This window comes from Methylobacterium indicum (assembly GCF_001043895.1).
GTDB lineage: Bacteria > Pseudomonadota > Alphaproteobacteria > Rhizobiales > Beijerinckiaceae > Methylobacterium > Methylobacterium indicum.
Genome location: NZ_JTHF01000303.1, coordinates 1 through 3,157, shown reverse-complemented (window position 1 = coordinate 3,157; position 3,157 = coordinate 1). Strand labels below are relative to the sequence as shown.

The window sequence follows — 3,157 nt, the reverse complement described above, 5'->3', positions numbered from 1 at the left end:
GCGGCCCGCGGGCCGCCGCCGGAATACGTGATTGAGGAGATTGAAGCCATTCGCAGACCTATGAGAGCCATGCCGGCCCCGCAGAAGGACGGGCCGCGCGCGAACCGGGACATCCGCGGCGTCCGCGAGGTCCAGCTCATCGACGATACCGGCCAGAACCGCGGTGTCATGGGCTTCTTCGAAGCGCTGCAGGTCGCCGAAGAGGCGGGCCTCGACCTCGTCGAGATCGCGCCGAACTCCGTGCCTCCGGTCTGCAAGCTTCTCGACTATGGCCGCTTCCGCTTCAACGAGCAGAAGAAGCAGGCCGAGGCGCGCAAGCGGCAGAAGACCGTCGAGGTCAAGGAGATCAAGCTCCGGCCGGGCATCGACAAGCACGACTACGAAGTCAAGATGAAGGCCGTGCAGCGGTTCTTCGAGGAAGGCGACAAGGTCAAGGTGACGCTCCGCTTCCGCGGTCGCGAGATGGCGCACCAGGATCTGGGCCTGCGCCTGCTCGAGCGCGTCAAGTCCGAGACGCAGGAGATCGCCAAGGTGGAGAGCGAGCCGCAGCTCGAAGGCCGCCAGATGATCATGATCCTGGCGCCGCGCTAATCCAGCGCACGGCGCCTCGCCGCGTGTCTGCGCGGCTGTGGATCGGTTGACCGCTCCGGGCGCGGGTATCTCCTTGCGAGAGCCCGCGCGGGGAGCATCGAAGGGCCGGGCATGTCCCGGCCCATCGCTTTTTTCGGCCTATTTCAGCAGCACCACCTGCGCGTCGCCGGTCCGGCGCACCACGTTGACGGTCACGTCCTGGCCGTGGCGGTGCAGCAGCAGGTCGACGTGGCTGTCGCCGAGCTTCAGGTTGCGGATCAGCACGTCGTCGAGGAAGGACGGCAGGATCGGGTCGCGGAAGCGGATCCGGTTGCGGTCGTGGCGCAGCTCCAATCCGAGGCAGGCCGCCAGGAACGCGAAGGGTGCCGCCGCCGCCCAGGCCTGCGGGCTGCACGCCACAGGATAGTTCGTCGGCCCGCGCTGCTTGCGCTGGATGAAGCCGCAGAACAGCTCCGGCAGGCGCCGCCCCTCCTGGTAGAGCGAGGCACCGTGCTGCCCCTCGAACACCCGCGCGGCTTCCGCCTTCAGGCCGTAGCGGGCGAGGCCGAGCGCGACGAGCGCGTTGTCGTGCGGCCAGATCGAGCCGTTGTGGTACGACATCGGGTTGTAGCGCGCCTCGCCGACCGCGATCGTGCGCACGCCCCAGCCGTTGAACCCGTCCTTCGACATCAGCACCGCGGCGACGCTCTCGGCCCGCTCCGGATAGGCGATGCCGGTGAACAGCGCGTGGCCGGCATTCGAGGAGCGCACGGCGCAGGGGCGCTTCTCGCCGTCGAGCGCGATGGCGTAGGTGCCGATCTCCGGAAGCCAGAACTTCTCGTCGAAGGCCTTGCGCAGCCGCTCGGCCTCGCCCTTCAGCCGCTCGGACAGCGCCTCGCCGCCCATGAGCGCGGCGAGCTTCGCGGCGCCCTTCTTGGCGGCGTAGACGTAGCCCTGGACCTCGCAGAGCGCGATCGGGCCCTGCGCCATCCGGCCGTCGGCGTGGAAGATCGAATCGTGGCTGTCCTTCCAGCCCTGGTTGGCCAGCCCCTTCTCGGTCTCGCGGGCGTACTCGACGAAGCCGTCCTTGTCCCGGTCGCCGTACTCGTCGATCCAGTTGAGCGCCGCCAGGAGGTTCGGCCAGATCGTCCGGATCGTCGCCTCGTCGCCGGTCTGCTCGTAATATTGGCCGGCCAGCATCACGAAGAGCGGCGTCGCGTCGATGGTGCCGTAATAGAGCTTGAACGGCACCTCGCCGAGGATCGCCATCTCGCCGTTGCGGGTCTCGTGCAGGACCTTGCCGGGCTGGGCGTCGGCCGCCGGGTCGATCGTGGTCGCCTGCGTCGCCGCGAGGTGGCGCAGCACGCCCTTGGCGATCTCGGGGTCGATCCACAGCGTCATCATGGCGGTGATGATGCCGTCGCGCCCGAAGACCGTGCTGTACCAGGGGATGCCGGCATAGGGGTACACGCCGTTCGGGGTGCGGCTGAGCAGCATGTAGAGGTCGGCCGTCGCCCGGCAGGCGGCCTCGTTGAACTGGTCGTTCGAGCTCTCGATCGTGGTGATGTTGGCGGTGGCCTTGCGCAGGTCGCGCCGCGCGTCGCGGTAGGCGAGCGCGAAGGTCATGCCCTCGCCCTTCGGGTGGCCCTCCTCGCGGCGCGGATTCGGATAGGCCGCGTGGGTGAACGGCAGGGCGCTGCCGATCACCGCCACGCCCTCGCGGCCGAGGTCGACCGTGTCGCAGATCGCCCGCACGAACAGCGAGGCGCGCCCGCCGGGGGCGAGCTTGACCTCGAACTCCGCCTTGTTCGCCTCGAGCCGGGCGGGCTTCGGGCCGAAGCGCAGGCGGGTGGTGCGGCGCCGCGCGTCGAGCCCGTCATAGGTGAACGTCACCTCGTTGGGGGCCGTCACCTCGACGCTGCGCTTGCCGCGATGCGCCCGGTCGCTGCCGCGGACCTCGAACAGATCGCGAAAGTCGGCGTCGAAGCTCAGGGAGACGCGCAGGTGACGCGGCTTGGTATCGTAGTTGCGCAGGCCGATGCGGTCGTAGCAGGTGCCGCGGAACAGGAATTTGGTCCGCTCCAGCGCGATGATCTCGCGCGGGATGCTGGTCTCGTCGCCGGCATCCAGCCGGATGTCCGGCGTCGTCATGTCGACCGAGAGGGCGCCGTTGTCGTCCTGCACCACCGAGCCGAGCAGCATCGGCCGCTGGCCCTCGACGGTCAGCTCCAGCCGCGACAGGAAGCGGGTGTCCTGGAAGTACAGCCCCTCGGGACCCGGGAAGACGCCGATATCGCCGTAGCTGTCGAGCACCGCGAAGGCGTCGCCGTGCTTGAGCGAGCGCAGCTGGCGTTCCACCAGCGAGGTCTGGGCCTCGATGTGGTACTGCGGCAGCGTCTCGTCGTCGGGGGCGGTCGCGACCATCGGCACGGCTTCACTCCTGGGGTCTTCGCTTCGTGACACGGGGCGGGGCGTCACGGGGATCTGGGCGAGGTCTCGGGGCTCCGGGCGGGGCGCCCGGACGGCAGCGGGGGGAGGAACCCGCGGCGATTCGCGGGTCGGACCCCACGCTAGAGCGAAAGTGGGC

Annotated in this window: 2 protein-coding genes; one reads left to right on the top strand and one right to left on the bottom strand. The window is 69.4% G+C overall.

All coding sequences use genetic code 11. The annotated features are described in order from the left end of the window. The first annotated feature begins 69 nt into the window (after positions 1-69). Entirely contained in the window at positions 70-591 is a 522-nt protein-coding gene (gene infC / locus QR78_RS27960) for a translation initiation factor IF-3 (RefSeq protein ID WP_048430889.1), read from the top strand. Positions 592-729: 138 nt separating this feature from the next. Here infC and QR78_RS27955 read toward each other — a convergent pair whose 3' ends face one another. Beyond that, complete coding sequence (locus QR78_RS27955; protein ID WP_082171949.1) at positions 730-2,994, bottom strand: amylo-alpha-1,6-glucosidase; 2,265 nt, start codon at positions 2,992-2,994, stop codon at positions 730-732. Positions 2,995-3,157: the final 163 nt, after the last annotated feature.